General features: G+C 55.4%; 18 protein-coding genes. 10 read left to right on the top strand and 8 right to left on the bottom strand.

The genetic code is table 11. The features are described 5' to 3' along the window. Window positions 1-37 precede the first annotated feature (37 nt). The 5 genes from ACH3PB_RS20350 (at window position 38) to ACH3PB_RS20330 (ending at window position 3,452) form a co-directional block, all read left to right on the top strand. The gene (locus tag ACH3PB_RS20350) at window positions 38-421 is read left to right on the top strand and encodes a HesB/IscA family protein (protein WP_416397317.1); all 384 of its coding nucleotides are present in this window, start codon (window positions 38-40) and stop codon (window positions 419-421) included. A gap of 4 nt (window positions 422-425) precedes the next feature. Continuing rightward, window positions 426-968, top strand: coding sequence for a putative Fe-S cluster assembly protein SufT (gene sufT, locus ACH3PB_RS20345; protein ID WP_416397316.1), 543 nt, complete (start codon window positions 426-428; stop codon window positions 966-968). Further along, window positions 968-1,429 (top strand): SufE family protein, encoded by a 462-nt coding sequence (locus ACH3PB_RS20340; RefSeq protein WP_416397315.1) that lies wholly within the window; start codon window positions 968-970, stop codon window positions 1,427-1,429. The genes sufT and ACH3PB_RS20340 overlap by 1 nt, the downstream gene beginning before the upstream one ends. A 272-nt stretch (window positions 1,430-1,701) precedes the next feature. Further along, entirely contained in the window at window positions 1,702-2,604 is a 903-nt protein-coding gene (locus ACH3PB_RS20335; protein WP_416397314.1) for an immunoglobulin domain-containing protein, read from the top strand. 161 nt (window positions 2,605-2,765) lie between these two features. Then, window positions 2,766-3,452, top strand: a complete 687-nt coding sequence (locus ACH3PB_RS20330) for a hypothetical protein (RefSeq protein ID WP_416397313.1) — start codon at window positions 2,766-2,768, stop codon at window positions 3,450-3,452. A 6-nt stretch (window positions 3,453-3,458) separates the two neighbouring features. Here ACH3PB_RS20330 and ACH3PB_RS20325 read toward each other — a convergent pair whose 3' ends face one another. Together ACH3PB_RS20325 and ACH3PB_RS20320 are read right to left on the bottom strand one after the other, a co-directional pair. Continuing rightward, window positions 3,459-4,823: a flagellar assembly protein T N-terminal domain-containing protein gene (locus tag ACH3PB_RS20325; RefSeq protein WP_416397312.1), complete on the bottom strand. Its 1,365-nt coding sequence runs from the start codon at window positions 4,821-4,823 to the stop codon at window positions 3,459-3,461. Between the two features lie 3 nt (window positions 4,824-4,826). Continuing rightward, window positions 4,827-5,573 (bottom strand): LPP20 family lipoprotein, encoded by a 747-nt coding sequence (locus ACH3PB_RS20320; protein WP_416397311.1) that lies wholly within the window; start codon window positions 5,571-5,573, stop codon window positions 4,827-4,829. A 286-nt stretch (window positions 5,574-5,859) separates the two neighbouring features. Between ACH3PB_RS20320 and ACH3PB_RS20315 the strand changes: the two genes are divergently transcribed. Continuing rightward, a complete protein-coding gene (locus tag ACH3PB_RS20315) occupies window positions 5,860-7,065 on the top strand; it encodes an acetyl-CoA C-acetyltransferase (RefSeq protein ID WP_416397310.1) in 1,206 nt (401 codons plus the stop codon). A gap of 5 nt (window positions 7,066-7,070) precedes the next feature. Further along, on the top strand, window positions 7,071-7,535 hold the full coding sequence (locus ACH3PB_RS20310) for a tRNA (cytidine(34)-2'-O)-methyltransferase (protein WP_416397309.1): 465 nt from the start codon (window positions 7,071-7,073) through the stop codon (window positions 7,533-7,535). A 6-nt stretch (window positions 7,536-7,541) separates the two neighbouring features. On the opposite strand, the gene ACH3PB_RS20305 is transcribed toward ACH3PB_RS20310, so the two are convergent. The 6 genes from ACH3PB_RS20305 to ACH3PB_RS20280 all read right to left on the bottom strand — a co-directional run bounded on the left by ACH3PB_RS20305 (window position 7,542) and on the right by ACH3PB_RS20280 (window position 11,583). Further along, window positions 7,542-7,946 (bottom strand): ectoine synthase, encoded by a 405-nt coding sequence (locus ACH3PB_RS20305; protein WP_416397308.1) that lies wholly within the window; start codon window positions 7,944-7,946, stop codon window positions 7,542-7,544. 29 nt (window positions 7,947-7,975) lie between these two features. Then, complete coding sequence (ectB, locus tag ACH3PB_RS20300; RefSeq protein ID WP_416397307.1) at window positions 7,976-9,307, bottom strand: diaminobutyrate--2-oxoglutarate transaminase; 1,332 nt, start codon at window positions 9,305-9,307, stop codon at window positions 7,976-7,978. Between the two features lie 124 nt (window positions 9,308-9,431). Further along, on the bottom strand, window positions 9,432-9,959 hold the full coding sequence (gene ectA / locus ACH3PB_RS20295) for a diaminobutyrate acetyltransferase (RefSeq protein WP_416397306.1): 528 nt from the start codon (window positions 9,957-9,959) through the stop codon (window positions 9,432-9,434). Window positions 9,960-10,230: 271 nt separating this feature from the next. Further along, window positions 10,231-10,746, bottom strand: a complete 516-nt coding sequence (secB, locus tag ACH3PB_RS20290; RefSeq protein WP_416397305.1) for a protein-export chaperone SecB — start codon at window positions 10,744-10,746, stop codon at window positions 10,231-10,233. A 41-nt stretch (window positions 10,747-10,787) separates the two neighbouring features. Further along, entirely contained in the window at window positions 10,788-11,051 is a 264-nt protein-coding gene (gene grxC, locus ACH3PB_RS20285) for a glutaredoxin 3 (RefSeq protein WP_416397304.1), read from the bottom strand. Window positions 11,052-11,112: 61 nt separating this feature from the next. Continuing rightward, on the bottom strand, window positions 11,113-11,583 hold the full coding sequence (locus ACH3PB_RS20280) for a rhodanese-like domain-containing protein (RefSeq protein ID WP_416397303.1): 471 nt from the start codon (window positions 11,581-11,583) through the stop codon (window positions 11,113-11,115). Window positions 11,584-11,807: 224 nt separating this feature from the next. Here ACH3PB_RS20280 and gpmI point away from each other — a divergent pair, with 224 nt between their 5' ends. From gpmI to ACH3PB_RS20265, 3 genes are read left to right on the top strand one after another with little or no spacing between them, the layout of a single operon-like run. Beyond that, on the top strand, window positions 11,808-13,385 hold the full coding sequence (gene gpmI / locus ACH3PB_RS20275; RefSeq protein WP_416397302.1) for a 2,3-bisphosphoglycerate-independent phosphoglycerate mutase: 1,578 nt from the start codon (window positions 11,808-11,810) through the stop codon (window positions 13,383-13,385). Window positions 13,386-13,392: 7 nt separating this feature from the next. Further along, the gene (locus tag ACH3PB_RS20270) at window positions 13,393-14,664 is read left to right on the top strand and encodes a murein hydrolase activator EnvC family protein (protein WP_416397301.1); all 1,272 of its coding nucleotides are present in this window, start codon (window positions 13,393-13,395) and stop codon (window positions 14,662-14,664) included. A gap of 53 nt (window positions 14,665-14,717) precedes the next feature. Then, window positions 14,718-16,109 (top strand): S41 family peptidase, encoded by a 1,392-nt coding sequence (locus tag ACH3PB_RS20265; protein WP_416397300.1) that lies wholly within the window; start codon window positions 14,718-14,720, stop codon window positions 16,107-16,109. Window positions 16,110-16,111 lie beyond the last annotated feature (2 nt).

Raw genomic sequence — 16,111 nt, 5'->3', positions numbered from 1 at the left:
GCTTTGCGCAGCACTCGACAATCGGGAAGGTAACGCCATGACTGCACAGGTAAATACGGTTGAGCCCAGCGCCCGCGGGGCCGCCCTCGAGTTGACCGACAGCGCTAGACGGCATATCGCCTCGCAGATGCAGCAGCACCCCACGGCTGCGGCTTTCAGGATTGGCGTGAAGATGAGTGGCTGCTCCGGCTACATGTACGTGGTCGATGTTGCGGATTCGATCAATGACGAGGATGAGGTTTTCGACTTCGAAGGCACACGCGTCGTCGTCAGCCGGCAGGCGCTCCCGGTGCTCAGCGGCACCACCGTCGATTTCGTCAAGCAGGGGCTGAACTCAATGTTTCGCTTCCACAACCCCAATGCAGGCGCTTCTTGTGGCTGCGGTGAAAGCTTCACCACCGACACCCTTGTAACGGAGTAAACGGATGGCACTGGAGCGTGAAGTCGTTCTTACCAAGCGGCCCTGTATCGCAAGGCAGGTGCCTGATGGTACTGAAATCGAAGTGCCTGCCGATGTATTCGTGACGATTACACAGGCGCTCGGCGGTAGTTTCACCATCGTCTACAACGGCAACATGGCCCGAATCGAAGCGAAAGATGCGGACGCGCTTGGCAAGAGCGTGTTTGATTTTGAGTTTTCAGAACCTGTAGAAGGCGAAGTCAGCGAAGCTCATGTCTGGGACGCTCTCGCCGCCGTATACGATCCTGAAATCCCTGTAAATATTGTCGACCTTGGTCTGATCTACCGGATGGAGATTCAGCAGACAGGCGATGAAAACATTGTCGAAATTGATATGACGCTTACCGCCCCAGGCTGCGGCATGGGACCTGTGATCGCTGACGACGTAAAATCCAAGGTATCGATGGTGCCCAATGTCGACAGAGTCGACGTGAAGATGATCTTCGATCCGCCATGGGACAATGATCGCATGTCTGAAGTGGCCAAGCTTGAACTTGGAATGCTTTGATGAGTCTCGATAAAGCGCAACTGGATGAGTTACTGGCGAAGAACCCGCTCGGTTCCGAGCTGACCCTGGCTGAAGTGAAGGAAAACTTTGAGTTTCTCGAAGACTGGGAGGATCGCTACGGCTACATCATCGAGCTTGGTCGAAAATCGCCAGCCATTCCTGAAGTAGCACGTACGGAGGACAATCAGATTTTCGGCTGCCAGAGTCAGGTCTGGTATCTCGCTACTCGGGACGAGCAGTCCGATATATTACGAGTATTGATTGATAGCGACGCGCATATCGTCAAAGGTCTCGCTGCTATCGTCATGCTGGCTACCAATGAGCAGAAAGCCAAGCAAGTGGCCGATGCTGATCTTCACGCTGTCTTTGACGAGCTTGGGCTACTGAATCATCTGAGCCCTACTCGAGGCAATGGCCTTAGAGCCATGATCGGCACTATACAGACTATCGCACGCAGTTAGCAGAAGAGGTGGCGACGGTATTAGCGGGCAGATGCGACAGGCCCGCTGCCGCTCATATCTCCGTTATCCGCTCCGCGGTAGTTCATGATTTTTAAGCTGTCTAATCCTCGCCAAACCAGAAGTGTGAGACGCCTCTCAGTTTCATACATTCATACGTATTTTGACGTAATCCCGCTGATTTTATATCCATAAAAGTGACGCCCGTCGCTATACGAATTTCTGCTCATCGTAGACTGCCCGCCTGTTAAGGAAATGTAATCAAGGATGGCAGTATGAACCTCATATCACTCACCCGATTCTTCTCCACACTCGTCTTTATTGCGCTTTTCAACCTCCAGGGTTGCTATGAGCAGACTACGCCGGGCGCTAATGACGCCATCACCGATTCTGGCAATAACACCGGTGCTGGGGCGGATGATGCAAGCAGCGCGGGCTCAAGCAATCAGCCCAGCGATGACTCAGACAACACAGCTAACACGAGCCCAGCTAACCAAACTGAGGCGGGTTCAGGTAACACGGCCACCACGAGCTCAGGTCAGCAAAGCAACACCGCTCCCGGTCATACAAGCAACAGTGGCGCAGGCGCATCAACCAGCACTGACTCTGCGGCTAAAGCCAGCAACATGAACAGCCCCACTGCTATCCCGCAACGCGATTCGGTGACGATCTCGCTTCACCCCATGTCGCAGGCAGTGGCACCTACAACGAGCTTTACGCTCAATGTCAGCGCGACTGGCAACAAAACGCTTCGCTACCAGTGGCGAAAAAATGGTCGAGTGATCCGCAACGCTGTACGCGCAAGCTATACCGTGGCGAGCGCTACTGCAGCAGATGCTGGTAGGTATGAGGTCATTGTCATCAGTGGCCAGCGAATCGTTATGTCGCGCACTGCCCATATCACTATCGAAGCGGACCGCAGCGCGAGCCTCTCATGGGCCCCGCCGGCCAAGCGTGCTGACGGCACACCGCTATCTGAGGAGGAAATTGCTGCCTATCGTATCTATCACAGCAACGACGATGGCAGCATTGGACGAGACTACGAAGTCGATCCGAGCCAGCAGCGATTCGAACTGGACAACCTGCCCCGTGGCGCCCACCACTTCGCCATCGCCACCGTCGATATAAATGGCATGGAGAGCACACTCTCAGCAGTAGTCACGAAACGCATACTCTAAGCGACTTTTTGTGAACCAGCGCAAATTATCGAGCACTTAATAGTCAGATGACAATTAGTTGACGGTTTTGATGCCCTAAAAGTGACGGCATTCCAGTGAAAGCCAGCACCTGAACATAGACTGATCTCAACGTTATCGAGAACAGTTTTAGGGTGGCAGTTATGACTTTCATATCATTCAACAGACTATTCACCGGCAGCATGTTAGTTGCTGTACTGGGCCTGCAGGGTTGCTATGAGCAGTCTACGAAGGATTCAGATAGCTCGGTGGCGGGTTCTGGTTCCCAACATTCCGTTGGCGACACGGCCAGCAAGAAGAATATCGGTGGCAAGGTGGACATATCACTCCACCCCGTCTCGCAGACTGTATTCCTTGATAAAAGCGTGACCATGAATACAAGCGCCACGTCAAAAGGCATTATCAAGTATCAGTGGCGCAAGGACGGCAAGCCTATCGCGAATGCGGTACGCTCAAGCTTCACTATCAACAACGCCGTTATGGCTGATAGCGGCAGCTATGATGTGGTAATCACCAGCGGCAAGGCCTCAGCAACAACTCATGCGGCGAACCTGACAGTCGCTGTGGACCGTAGCGCCAGATTATCCTGGACCGCGCCAGCCAAGCGTGTTGATGGCAGCGCCTTGTCAGCTACTGATATTGCTGCATACAGGATTTACCACAGCAACGCAGATGGCAGCATAGGTCGCGATTACAAGGTAGAATCGTCGCTACTGAGCTATGAGCTTAACGGCCTCCCGAGCGGCGAGCATCATTTTGCTGTCGCAACGGTGGATCTCAATGGCGAAGAAAGCGATCTGTCTGAAGTCGTTTCCAAGCAGATCATGTAAGTCCGCTTACCAGAAGATAAGTACGTCACCTTTCTGCACGTTATACCGGCCAGGGTCGGCCGGTAGAGTGGCTAATGAAAACTGGGGCTGAACATGCGACACATTGGCCACAAGCTTCAGGTCCAGTAGCTCACGCCCCAGCATCTCACCATCCATGTAGAGCTCTCGGGAGCGATAGACCTGAAAACGGTCCCCTGGACGAATGCCGGTCACACTCCCCTTCTTCAGAATCACACGCTTGTCGTCGAGACCGGCAATTCGCGCCATGAAGGGCTGACAGGCTGTATTGGCTTCGACATCTGCAGCCATCTGACGCGCCACACTGAGCACGGCCTGACCATAGGGCATCTTGAGGAAGGCGGCATCATCCAGCTGCAGCGCAACTTCTGCGTCCGCATCGTAGCGTCCCTGAACCTGATACCGCTGCTGAAAGATCAGCGCACCACTGAACCCGTCGTGAATGAACAGATCGGCTTCGAACCAGCGCTGCTTGTTAGTCTTGCCGAGCAGATCGCGCACATTGGTATAGACGGAGTTGCTATAGGCATCAGGCGATTCGACATCCATGCGTCGGATCAGGCCGGAGACTATGAATTGTGTGCCAAAGTCCTCTGCCAGTCCAAGACTTTGCTGGGGGCCAATGCCATGCTCATTGGTAGCCGGCGCATTGCGCAGGTCTCCAAGCACATTGATGTCGGTAACCAACACAGGATCGAGCCGCTCGGAACTCTTCAGGAACTGGCCTATGCGAGCAGGAAAACTACGCTGAAGATCGTCCAGGCGGCCCAGACCGGCATCTGGCAGATCATCGATCTGAAAACCCGTGACAGCCACTGAACGTCGTAGATGCGCGCTCTGACTCGCCTCGGCAGGGCATAGCGGCAGCGGTTGCATAAAGGCTTCCACTGCCATCAGTATGGTGTCATTAACAAGCTGCTCATCATTCCAGACCACTTGCGTGGCACGAGCTCTGGTCGACAGCGTCGTCTTGGACGACAGCAGTCGCCCGGCCTCAACGGTCTCTGAACTTGTAATATCCGCTTCATAGGACAATGCCGCATTTCGCAGCGCATCTTTTTGCGCGGCAGCTCTTGCAGCCTGCACGTCACCGCCGATTACCGCCGCCTCGCCGATAGCGCGCACCCAGGCACCATTACCCTGCCACTGCAGGACGCCGGTTTTAAGCTGGCCTCTGGCGAGTTTCTGCTGCAACGGGAGTTGGACACTGGACGCTTCAGTCACCAGAGCGGGTGCCGATGTCTCACGGCTTGCAGCCTGAAGCTCGGCCTGCCCGGCCATGACTGGCACAGCACCGAGTACAAGCCCAAACGCAGTTGCACCAACGCAAAGAGATCGCTTACTGAAATGCATGGCCTACTCGCCCTGTTGTCTGTCTGCTGCCGGCGCATAGAGCCCGCTGCCCTTGCGCGCGGATTCAACCAGTCGCTTCCTACCTTCTGCTGTAGCCGGCCGGACACTTCGGCTAGCCTGTGGCTCTTGAGCAATTTGCGGCTCTTGAACGTTTCTCGCCTGCACAGGCAGATTCGCATCCAACGAAGTACTGCTATCGGCAAAACGCCAGTCTTCGCCTGGGACGGTAACGGTGCTATAACTCGTCAATCCTGGATCTGCTGCCGGTAAAGGCAGACGACAGTCGGCGTCGTATCGGAAGTAGTTGAGGCTGGTGAGGCAGCGCTGAAAGCGGCCGTCCAGCGAAACTTCCATAAGGGTCTCATAGCCGCCACCAGACAGTTCGGTTGTGCTCAGGACTCTCGCTCCGCGTACGACCGAATCAACCAGTGTACGAAAGCTATCGTGTTGCAGCACCAGATCATTGACGCTCGATGATCCTGTAATTGATGTGCCATAGATACGCTCAGCCAAGGCACGATAGGCGTCAAGCTTGGAAGCTCGCATGGCTAACAGGCGCTTGCGCTGCGACCTTGCATCGGACGCATGCTCATAGGTGCCATAGCCGCTGGCCCTGATGATGATTGGTTCGAGCGTTTCGGGTGCAGCGACGCCTTCAGGCCTGACCTGAACATTGCCGTTGCCTGAATCATGTGTGTGATACAGCCAGCCTGGGCCACTTTCGCAGGCGCTAAGTAACAGTGCGGCCAATATGGCACATGAGCCTAGGAGAGTCGGGCATCTTTTCATAAGTACACTTCCAGTATGTTCGCCAGAGCTTTGACGCAGAACCAAGTGCATGAAAGATTCATGCCACACCCGCAAGGTGTTGCAGACACCTTTGAAATCAGAGGCTTGATCAGAGCTCCAGATTGAAGTGCACCAGATGTGGCAATTTGCTGCCGTCGCCATTGGCCTCGCTCCATGGCTGCAGTAGACTGCCGTACTCATTGCGCACAGCGCCAGCAGCATTCCAGCCAGGTCAGGAGACAGGATCATGAGCCAGTACAGAGAGGTCGTAATCGTAGCGGCCAAACGAACAGCGATCGGTGCTTTCAACGGTGCCCTCTCAAGCGTGCCCGCGCACGAGCTGGGCGCTGCCGTGCTTCGTGATATCCTGAAGTCCACCGGCCTGAAGCCAGAGAGTGTGGATGAGGTGATCCTCGGTCAGGTCCTCACCGCCGGCTGCGGTCAGAATCCTGCACGACAGGCGGCCTTGGTGGCCGGACTACCCGACACAGTTTCGGCAATGACCATCAATAAGGTTTGCGGCAGCGGACTCAAGGCCATCGGCCTGGCGTCCCAGGCCATTGCAACTGGCGAAGCGGACATCGTATTCGCCGGCGGCCAGGAAAACATGAGCCTGTCCCCTCACCTCCTGCCGAAGTCACGCCAGGGACAGCGCCTTGGCAACTGGGAGCTCGTCGACTCCATGATCAAGGATGGCTTGTGGGATGCCTTCAACCAGTACCATATGGGCATCACTGCAGAAAACGTGGCAGAGCAATACCAGTTCAATCGTGAAGAGCTGGATGCTTTTGCCGAAGCTTCGCACCGAAAGGCGGTCGCGGCACAGGAAGCCGGACGATTTGACGACGAGATCGTCGGCATAGAAATTCCGCAGCGCAAGGGCGATCCGCTCACAGTGAATAGAGACGAGGGGCCACGCGCTGACGCCGATGCACTCAGCCTTGCGCGCCTGAAAGCGGCGTTCAAGAAAGAAGGCCTGGTTACCGCTGGCAACGCATCCTCTTTGAACGACGGCGCGGCTGTCGTACTCATGATGAGCGCTGACAAAGCTGCCGAGCTGGGCCTGAAGCCACTGGTGAAGATAGCCGCCTTCAGCAGCGCCGGTGTTGATCCATCCATCATGGGCACCGGACCGATTCCGGCCACCAGGCGCTGTTTATCACGTGCTGGATGGACACTCGATGAACTCGATCTCGTTGAAGCCAATGAAGCATTCGCTGCGCAGGCCATGGCTGTTAACAAGACCTTGGGTTGGGATGTGGACCGCATCAACGTCAACGGTGGCGCAATAGCGCTTGGCCATCCTATTGGCGCGTCTGGCTGCCGCATCACCGTGACTCTCATTCATGAGATGCTGCGACGGGATGCGAAAAAAGGTCTCGCCACCCTCTGCATCGGCGGTGGCATGGGCGTTGCCCTCGCCGTCGAGCGTGCCAGCGAGCACAGCAAGTAGGCACAATGTTTCATATAGCCCTATACGAGCCGCAGATCGCGCCGAACACAGGCAACATCATGCGGCTCGCGGCCAACAATGGCTGCAAACTGCATATCATAGGCCGTATGGGCTTTGTGCTGGAAGAACGCAAGTTGCGCCGGGCAGGCCTGGATTATAGAGATCTCGACAACCTGACGGTACATCGCGATTTCGAAGCCTTTGGGGCAGCCTTGGGGGAACGGCGATTGTTCGCGATTACTACGAAGGGCATGCGATCACACACTAGTGTGAGCTATCGTGCGGGGGATATTCTACTGTTCGGATCGGAAACCAGTGGCCTTCCACCAGAGATATTGCAAGCGCAACCGGAAGAGCAGCGCTTGCGAATCCCCATGATGCCGAATAACCGCAGCCTGAATCTCTCCAATGCCGTGGCCATCGTCAGCTATGAGGCCTGGCGCCAGCTCGATTTCACTGGCGCCAGCTAACAAGTTTCAGCCTTCTACGGCTTCTGCTTCAAGCTCATAAGCGCCTTCAGCGTTATGAACTTCCTTACCGGACAAAGGTGGGTTGAAGACGCAAGCCATCTTCATTTCCTTGAACGCGCGCAGGATATGCTTGTCATTCTTGTCCAAGATATACAGTGTGCCAGGCTTGATTGGATGAACCACGCCATCTTCTACCGTTTCCACCTCGCCCTCACCTGAAATGCAATACACCGATTCCAGATGATTCTGATAGTGGATGCCGAAGTCGGCACCCGCATAGATAGTCGTGATGTGGAAGGAAAAGCCCATCTTGTCACCCTTGAGCAGCATACGGGTGCTTTCCCAGTTGCCATCGGGCGACACTATGCGACGATTGCCCTTCTCGGCGTCTTCTAGATTTCTAACGATCATACTGATTCTCCCATTAGTGAGTGCGGCACTCAGCTAACTGCTTTGAGGGTATCTGGCTTATCCTGCTGCTGCGACTCGAAGAAGACTTCCTCTTCCGGAATGGAATCTTCCGCGTGACAAATTTCCTTCACAGACTCTTCAAGGATATCGATGCCCTTGGCAAGGTTTTCATCGGTGATGACCAAGGGGCAAAGCAGCTTGACGACGTGATCATCGGCACCACTGGTTTCGATCATCAGACCTTTCTGGAACGAGCGCTTTGTAATCTTGCCGGCGATTTCGCCGTTCACACAGTTGATGCCCTGGAACATGCCGCGTCCACAGGCCGTGAAGTTGCCTTCACCATACTTGGCAACAATGGCGTTCAGACGCTTGGTCATGTACTCGCCCTTGCGAACACATTCCTTGGAGAACTTATCATCAGACCAGTAGTGGTCGATCGCAGCCTTCGCCGTAACGAAAGCAAGGTTGTTTCCACGGAAAGTGCCATTGTGCTCACCTGGCTTCCACTGGTCGAGCTCTGGTCGGAACAGTACGACGGCAAATGGCAGCCCATAGCCTGAGAGTGACTTGGACATGGTGACCATATCAGGATCAAGACCGGCTTCCTCGAAGCTGAAGAAGGTGCCCGTTCGACCACAGCCCGCCTGGATGTCATCGACGATCATAAGCACGTCATGCTTGCGGCAGACTGCCTGCAGACTGCGAAGCCAGTCAGCACTGGCAGCGTTGATACCGCCTTCACCCTGAACAGTTTCAACAATGACCGCAGCGGGCTTGTCGATACCGCTGCTGGAATCTGACAGTACCTTGTCGAGATATTCAGTGGTGTCGAAACCTTCCCCGAGGTACTCGTCGTAAGGCACGCGGCTGGTCCCGCCAAGGCCGATACCGGCTGCACCACGATGGTGAGAATTGCCGGTCACCGCCAGTGCACCAAGACTTACGCCATGAAAGCCATTGGTGAAGGAAATGATATTTTGACGGCCAGTCACGGTACGAGCCAGCTTCATCGCTGCTTCAACGGCATTGGTACCAGTAGGTCCAGTAAACTGAACTACATAGTCCAGGCCACGCGGCTTGAGGATCTTCTCGTTGAAGGTCTTGAGAAACTCGGCCTTGGCTACTGTGTAAAGATCCAGGCTGTGAGTGATGCCATCCGCGAGGATGTACTCGACCAGCTTCTCTTTCAGGATATCGTTGTTGTGGCCGTAGTTCAGTGTGCCGGCACCTGCGAGAAAGTCGAGGTACTCGTTGTTTTCGTTATCGTAGAGAAATTCTGCTTTGGCGCGGTTGAAAAGGCGCGGGAAGGATCGTCCGTACGATCTGACTTCTGATTCGATTTCTTCGAAAATTTTCATAAAGAACTCCTATCCATTCATTCTGTCGCTCATGAAAGTGCTGGCTCTATTATTCGCAGCTTCTTCATGAACGGATCAAAGATGATCCTGCAGGCCAGTGGAGGCCTGCCGACTTGAGGTGCGACTAAAGCGCGAAAGGTCCGATGCTTACCAGCATCTCGGTGTCATGGCGATCATCGAAGTGTTTCTGACGATCAAACATCACCGTGGTGTTTAACGGGGCGTCGAGTGTCTTTGCGAGCCGCTGAAAAAGGCTCCAGGACGCTTCGTTGTTTTTAGTGATCGTGGTTTGCAGCTCGGTGACCTGGCGGCACTGAGGGCGGCCAAGAATCTCTTCGAGCATGCGACTGGCCAGCTTCTGGCCGCGGGCGCTTTCGTGGACTGCAACCTGCCAGATGAACAGCACGTTGGGTCGGTTCGGTATCAAATACCCGGATATGAATCCGCACAAAACGTCATTACGAACTGCGGCAACGGATGTGCCGGCAAAATGCGAGGCCTGCAGAAGATTGCAGTACATCGAGTTCGTATCAAGAGGGGGACACAGACTTATCAAGTCGAATACAGAGGAACCATCCTCTGCGCGAGGTTCCCGGAGCGTGATGTCCGACTGCTCTGGGGCATTACTTTTTAAACGCTCAGTAACTGTCATCCTGCTCCTGTCCGATTGCTACATTTTCAGAACGCGACGTATGAAACAGGTTTTAGCAGCACATGTCAAATGAGCTCAGGCCGAAACAGCCGTTAAAGGGCCGGGGCAACGCTGTACAAGCTATTGATAATTAGGGCTTTACTATCTACGGCGAGAAAAAGGCACAAAAAATGCTGTTATCTTTGGTAAACTGGACTTGACAACTGTTCTAGAAGTTAATGGGCGCCCCCAGGGCACAAGCAGCCCTGAAAGCGCCAGATGGCTGTAGCCCTTAGTGGGTACCGCCTTCAGCACCATTGCCCGATGCGGCACCCTGAGCTTCTGCCTGCTTGCGACGAACGGCATCAGCAAAAATGGCATCGAAGTTGACAGGCTGCAACATGAGGGCCGGAAAGCTGCCCTTCACGACGAGTGAATCGATGGTCTCACGCGCATACGGGAAAAGAATATTCGGACAGAACGCGCCGAGCGTCTGTGCAAGCTGCTGAGGCTCGAGACCTTCGATCATGAACACACCGCCTTGCTGGATCTCCACCAGGAATGCAGTGTTGTCACCAACCTTGGCTGTGACGGTGAGTGTCAGCACGACTTCCCACTGACTGTCATTCAACTGTTTGTTCTCAGTATTCAGATCGAGATTGACCGCTGGCTTCCAGTCCTGACCGAAAACGCCGGGCGAGCTGGGCGATTCGAAGGAGAGATCCTTCAGATAGATTCGCTGCAGCGCGAATGAAGGCTGCTTCTTGCCACTGGCGTTCGCAGCTGCCTGGCCCTGTTCATCTGCCATATCATTGTTTCCTTATCTACTGTACTCGTGGTTTTTTATGGTTAGCGGCCAGCCAGCAGAGCGTCTAGCTCCCCTGCTCTGGCCAGCTCATGGAGTTCATCACAGCCACCGATGTGCCTGTCGCCGATCCAGATTTGCGGGACGCTGGTGCGGCCACCAGCCTTAGCTGACATTTCACGACGCAATGCAGCATCGGAATCCACCTTGATCTCGTTGAATTCGGCGCCCTTGCTCTTGAGCAACTGCTTTGCACGAACACAATAGGGGCAGAAGGTCGTGGTATAAATGACGACTTCAGCGGACATGTCATGGTCTCCCAATAGCTGGTTTACTGCCCTCCGCGGAAATTCTGCCGCAGAGACTGATTCAGGACTTGTTCTTGCTCTTGGCAACGGCCTTGCCACTGCCGGTCTTGCCACCGTTCGCCTGGACAAGGGGTAGATTGGCCGACTGCCACTCAACGATACCACCACCCATCCGCACAACATTTGTGAAACCGGCAGTTTTCAGTAGTTTCACGGCACTGCCCGAATGCTGGCCCATCTTGTCCACGACTACAATGGTCTTTTCGCCGAATTTCTTGAGTTCAGCTGCACGGTCCTTCAGAGCGGTGAAGGGAATGACATGCGAACCGGTAATGACACCCTTCGAAGTTTCTTTCTTGTCTCGCACATCCAGGACAACCGCCTGGTCACGATTCAACAGCATGACGGTCTGCTGTGGCGACAGGGTTTTGCCTGAGCGCTTCTTTTCAGTAAAGAGTAACGCGATCAGCAGTCCGACGAATACTGAACAGAGTATCCAGTTATTGGTAACGAATTCGATAAACTGGGACATGTATATTCCTGGCCGGGGCTCGAAGAGACGAACGAGAAAAAGCTTTGAAAAGCGAAGGGACGGCATTATACACACAGCTGGCGGCAAGCTGAAGCAGCTGTCTGTTGTATACTGGCTGAACTTACTGCCACGGCCGCTTGGCGACCTGTCACTGATGTCACTTTGACTGCAGCCACGAGGCCGTTACACTTATTGGCCGATCAGCCCTCACAGGAAGGACTCACATGCAAGGCTCCAGCACACATGCCGACACCCAATCTCGTAAAACACCGGCCGTCTTACTGATACTGGATGGATGGGGTCATCGTGATGAAGCTGACAATAACGCCATATTTCATGCCTACACGCCTTACTGGGACAAGATCTGGCACGAACGTCCCCACACGCTGATCCAGACCTCTGGCGAAGCCGTTGGCCTGCCGGAAGGTCAGATGGGTAATTCCGAGGTTGGCCACATGAACCTCGGCGCTGGCCGCACCGTGTACCAGAGCCTCACGCGGATAGACAAGGATGTGAGAGAGGGCGGTTTTGCAGAGAATCCCGTGATTGGAAAGGCGCTGCAGAAAGCCGTGGCGAACAATTCCAGGCTGCATGTCTTCGGCCTGGTGTCTTCAGGCGGCGTGCACAGTAGCGAGGACCATATCCTTGCCTTGTGTGATGCAGCCAAAGCTGCAGGCGTCAAGCGTCTAAGAGCCCACGCCTTCCTCGATGGCCGCGACACCCCGCCACGCAGTGCTGATGTCTCGCTCGAAAAGCTGCAGTCCAGACTCGCCACGCTGTCGTCCGACAAGCAGTTTGACGGTCGTATCGCGACCATCATTGGCCGCTACTATGCCATGGACCGTGACAACCGTTGGGATCGCGTCAAGAGTGCGTATGACCTGCTCACGGATGCCAAGGCCGAATACGCTGCGGCCGATGCGCTGGCTGGCCTCGAAGCTGCCTACGAGCGGGGCGAGAATGACGAATTCGTCAAAGCTACGGCCATAAACGATGCCGACGGCCGGATAGAGGACGGTGATGTCATCATCTTCATGAACTTCAGGGCAGACCGTGCACGTCAGCTCAGCCGCGCCTTCGTGCACCCGGAGCAGACAGACTTCGAGAAAGCCCGGATTCCGAAGCTTGGCACCTTTGTGACGCTGACCGAATACGCTGATGACATCGATGCCGAATGCGCCTACCCACCTTCTGCCATTCATATGGGTATCGGCGAATATATGGAGAAGCTGGGCAAGACCCAATTGCGAATTGCCGAAACTGAAAAGTACGCTCATGTCACATTCTTTTTCAGCGGTGGACGTGAGGATGAGTACAAGGGTGAAGACCGCGTCCTTGTGCCCTCGCCACAGGTGGCCACCTATGACCTCGAACCCGAGATGAGTGCGCCGGAAGTGACTGATCGGCTATGTGACGCCATCGTTTCCGGCAAGTACGATCTGATTGTCTGCAACTATGCCAATGGCGACATGGTGGGACACACGGGCAATTTCGAAGCAGCTGTGAAGGCCGCCGAGTGTGTCGATGTGTGCGTCCAGCGGGTGTGCGCTGCAGTCGAGCGGATGCACGGCCACTGTCTCATCACAGCCGACCACGGCAACCTCGAGGAAATGATCGATCATAGCGGTGAAGCCCACACACAGCATACGACGGGACCCGTTCCCCTGGTGTATGTCGGCGACGCGAAGGTCAGTCTGACCGAAGGCAGCCTGAGCGACATCGCACCTACTCTGCTTGCGCTCATGGGCCTTGATCAACCTGAGGAAATGTCAGGTCATTCGCTTATCCGCCCGCTTGCGTAAACCGCGATTGACAGAAATCAGGGCGCGGCTTCGCCGCGTCGCTTATGGCCGCCTGCGCCTGGCTTTTTCAGCGCTGGTGATCGGCCTTCTCGGTCTAACGCCCTTTTCACCGGCGTTGGCCGCTCAGAATGCGTCACTCAATGCTGATGAAGTCAAAACCATCAACAAGCAGATTCAGGCCAGGGATGCCGAAAAGCTCAAGGCGCTCAAGGCTGCCATTCAGCGCACCCAGGCCACACTGAAAGACAGCACGTCGAAACTGAGTTCGAATGAAGCGGCCTTGCGAGCTGTCGAAAAGTCAGTAGACAACAAGATCGTTGCGCTACGCGAACTCGATGCAAGGCTGCGAGATTCGCGCACTGAAATGGATGTTCTGCAGGCTAGTGGCGCGCAGATACAGGCAAGCCTTGAGGACGGTCGATCGCGTATAGAGGAACTGCTCCGCGCTGCCCACCGTGCCGGTCAGGTTCCCGCGCTCGCACTGCTCCTGGGCAGTGAGGATCCCACCGCTGCTCAGCGAAAGCTGACCTATCTGAATTACTATTCCCGTGCTGAACGTGAAAAACTCCTGGACTACAAGGATCAGCTTGAAGCACTCCGTCAAAACCAGAAGGCTGTCGAAAGCACCGCAGCGAAGCTGGAGGCTACGCGGGCCCAGCTCGCCAGTGAGCGCCTGGAACTGCAGCGTGAGCAACAGCGTCGTGAGAAGCTGGTAGCTACGCTGAAGAAAGAAGTCGGCAGTGAGCAGTCCCGGCTGGCCCGGCTCAAAGCTGACCAGAAGTCCCTGAGTGCTCTCGTCAAGGAAATGAATGAGACACTGGCGCGAATCGATATGGCTTACGAGTCTGAGGATTTTGCCAAGCGAAAGGGCAGTCTCCGCTGGCCGCTGGACGACGCGGCACTGGCCAGCATCGGCGCTAGAACCGGCTCGAGAGGCAGCGCCTGGAAACTACCCGCGTTTCGCACCTCACTTCGCGAAGGCAATGGGCTTTTCATCACCTTGCCGCCAAGCTCGCCGGTCCATGCCGTCCATCAGGGACGTATCGTGTTTGCCGATTGGCTTCGAGGCTTTGGCCTTCTGTTGATTATTGACCACGGGGATGGTTTTATGACGCTCTATGGCAATAACCAGGCGCTGTATGCCGAAACCGGCAGTCAGGTTCGCAGTGGCGACATCGTCGCGAGCTCTGGAAGCAGCGGTGGGCGGCCCGAAGCAGGTCTATACTTTGAAATTCGCAAAGATGGCCAAGCCCAGAATCCGCTGCCGTGGTTGAGATGATTCCATCACGCCCACCCGCAGCACACGTCCAGCCTTATATCAGGAAGATTACTATGCTATTCGCTCAACGGGTCATGGCTGCACGATGCAGTTCACGCACTGTCTACCCATGGCTTCTCTCGGCTGCCTTTTGCCTTCTGCCGATCGCCCATGCCGCCGAAGAGGCATCGGAGGGCGCAGAAGTACCAGCAGCCGAGGCACCAGCCGCAGATAGCGAATTGACCGTTGGAGCAGCGCCATCCCCTGTGCCGGTCGATGATATCCGCAAGTTCGCCGAAGTCTTTGATCGCATCAAGAAGACCTACGTCGAAGAAGTCGACGACGCTACGCTTATCAACAGCGCGATCCGCGGTATGCTCTCGGGCCTCGACCCTCACTCCGCCTATCTGGAACCCAGTGCTTTCGAAAGCCTGCAGGAGAGTACTACCGGTGAGTTTGGTGGCCTCGGTATAGAAGTTGGCATGGAGGATGGCTTCATCAAGGTCATCACCCCTATCGACGACACGCCAGCGCAGAAAGCGGGCGTCGAGGCCGGGGACCTCATCATCAAGCTGGATGAACAGAGCGTCAAAGGCATGACCCTCGACCAGGCGGTAGATGCCATGCGCGGTGCGCCGGGCTCCGAAGTAAAGCTCACCATCATTCGTGACGGCGAAGAAGGTCCACTTGAGATAGCAGTGGAACGTGCCGTAATTTCCGTAAACAGCGTCAAGCGTATGCTGCTGGGCGGTGGCGTCGGCTACGTCCGGATTACGCAGTTCCAGGCGCAGACCGGTGGCGACTTCGTCAAGGCCGTACAACGACTGAAAAAGGCGTTGGGAGAAAAGGAAGCGCTCAAGGGGCTCATTCTCGACTTGCGGAACAATCCTGGTGGCGTGTTGCAGGCGGCTGTGGAAGTTTCAGATGCGCTGCTCGAAGATGGCCTGATCGTTTACACCGATGGTCGAATCCGCAGCTCCAAGCTGCGATTCAATGCGACGCCTGGCGATATTCTGGAAGGCGTGCCGGTGGTGGTTCTGATCAATGGGGGCTCGGCCTCTGCTTCGGAGATTGTGGCCGGAGCGCTGCAGGATAACCGCCGCGCGATCATCCTGGGCACCGACACCTTCGGCAAGGGCAGCGTGCAAACCGTGCTCCAGCTGGACGATACCCATGGTCTGAAGCTTACGACTGCCCGTTACTATACGCCAAGCGGTCGCTCCATACAGGCACTGGGCATCGAGCCGGACATCCTGGTGAATAGAGCCAAGGTCACCGAACTACAGTCATCACCGATTTTCAAGGAAGCTGATCTGGCTGGCCACCTGGTAAACGGCGGCAGCAAGAAGGGCAAGAATTCGGCCATGAGCGAGGAGGATGTCAAGGCAGCCAGCGAAATGATCTCCAAGGATTTTCAGCTCCGCGAAGGCATTAACGTGCTGCGTGGGCTGACAATTCTCAAGTAAGC

It is taken from the genome of Allohahella sp. A8, from assembly GCF_047946665.1.
GTDB lineage: Bacteria > Pseudomonadota > Gammaproteobacteria > Pseudomonadales > Oleiphilaceae > Allohahella.
The sequence above is the reverse complement of the archived record's forward strand: the minus strand, read 5'-3'. Positions and strand labels throughout refer to the sequence as shown.